The organism is Moorena sp. SIO4A1, assembly GCF_010672065.1.
Lineage (GTDB): Bacteria > Cyanobacteriota > Cyanobacteriia > Cyanobacteriales > Coleofasciculaceae > Moorena.
Map to the genome: position 1 here is coordinate 1 of NZ_JAAHHX010000493.1, position 1,764 is coordinate 1,764.

Consider the following 1,764-nt stretch of genomic DNA (forward strand, 5'->3'; position numbering starts at 1 on the left):
CTAAAGAACGGTAGGTCAGGTATAAAAAGGTTTTTGCTGCGGTCCTGGAGTAGCTTCCACTTGAGAAAGGGTATGTAAGTTCAAGTCTACAAATTCCTCAGAAGCCAAATTAGGACCACCCTGTAGGGGAGAATTAGGAAGCGACTCAGTCTGTTGTGGTTGATCTGGTTTAATTTCCTGGGGGGTTTTGGAGATCTTGGGAATGATGGAGCTAATCAGCTGGGACAGATCCAGATTACTGAATACCGATGGATTGGAGAAGATATAGGGTAGGGTAGCGCTTAACAACAGCAAAAGTACCATGAAACCGACATTTAACGGAGTCAGCAGTTGGTAAGACACCTGCTTTTGGTTGTCAAATTCTTCTTGATCTTCTGCCAGACTCTGTAGTAGTTTTTCTGATGATTCGAGATAATCTTCTGGCTGGGTTTGGTTAGCCCCTAACTTGATCAAACTACCTGATTTTTCAGGCAATTTTTCAGGAGGCTTAAGTTGCTCCGTAGCCTCTTTCTGAATACCTAAGCTAGCACTTTCACCATTATTATACTGGGAGACAACTGGTGGCTGAGTAGGTTTTGGGGACTGTGATAACAGGGAATCTAGGGATTCAGTCTGCTCAACCAATGGCTCTTGTGGTTGTTTGAGAGAAGTTGTCCCCTTGGCTGTTAGGTTTGGCAGTGGAATGGTTGATGGCTGCTTTAGTTGAGGGATGGTCTTGTTTGTCTGCGATGGTGAGGATTTCTGTTGTACCTCACCCACAGAAATTAACTCTAGGGGTTTACGGGCCCGGTTACGACCAAGACTACGGTTAGTCATGACTGGGCGTCCTACTCTTCGACGTCGGTAGCGCGCTAATTCTTCCTCTAGTTGCACATCAAGGCTACTCAGAGCAGCTTGTAAAACTGAGTTGAGGTTGTAGTTACCCGTCGAGCTAGGGGATGAATTAACTGAGGAGTTTTGGCTCATGGCGGACTAGATCGGTCGTTTGTGCTATAGAACAAGCAACAGGACTTACGCAGCCATTCTATCTCTAGGGTCACCCTACTAACTCTAAGCTAGTTTATCTAAGCTAGTTTATCTAAGCTAGTTTATCTAAGCTAGTTTATCTAAGCTAGTTTGTAGCCTAGTGTGGCACAGGCTAGAAGCCTGTGACGTCAGTCCTGAAGCCATCAAAACTATTGTGAAATCAATTAATTATAGTAAGGCGATATGCTTAAATCACTCAATCAGATCTTAGATAGGATTACAAATCAGCCGGAGTGGGAAGGTATACAACGCTTGTCATACCTAATTAAGTCTTGGTCTGAAATAGTAGGAATGAATATAGCTAATCATACCAGACCCTATGCTATCTCTAGGGATATCTTATATGTGGCTACCTCTAGCTCTGTTTGGGCACAAGAACTAAAATTTAAGCGCCGGATGTTGTTGAAACGGCTTAATGCTAGTTGGTCTGAACCCCTAGTTGACATCCACTTTTCTCCAGCTCAGTGGCGGAAAACACAAGTTTTGGGCAATGGCTATTCACAATCTCAGTTGACCCCAAACCATAGACATCCTAGCACCATCTTGCCAATGTCTTCATCACTGGTTTCTGAGGAATTGGAGTACACAGAAAACAGAGAAAGTAGTGAAGCCACTGACACAAATACTGACACAACTACTGACACAACTACTGACACAACTCTGGCCAATAGGCTAGGCTACGCGAACAGACCCGAAGCAGCGTTTAAACATTGGGCAAAGATGATGCAGATGCGATCG

2 protein-coding genes are annotated in these 1,764 nt (G+C 44.2%); one reads left to right on the forward strand and one right to left on the reverse strand.

Features of this window, described 5'->3' with window-relative positions; translation table 11 throughout:
• Nucleotides 1-15 precede the first annotated feature (15 nt).
• On the reverse strand, nt 16-966 hold the full coding sequence (locus F6K53_RS39815; protein ID WP_293085534.1) for a hypothetical protein: 951 nt from the start codon (nt 964-966) through the stop codon (nt 16-18).
• A 243-nt stretch (nt 967-1,209) separates the two neighbouring features.
• Here F6K53_RS39815 and F6K53_RS39820 point away from each other — a divergent pair.
• A partial coding sequence (locus F6K53_RS39820) for a DUF721 domain-containing protein (RefSeq protein WP_293085537.1) occupies nt 1,210-1,764 on the forward strand: 555 nt, incomplete at its 3' end.

Bases quoted from the DNA above. Each gene is read 5' to 3' on its own strand.
- F6K53_RS39815 (WP_293085534.1), bottom strand. From the start codon at position 966: ATGAGCCAAAACTCCTCAGTTAATTCATCCCCTAGCTCGACGGGTAAC.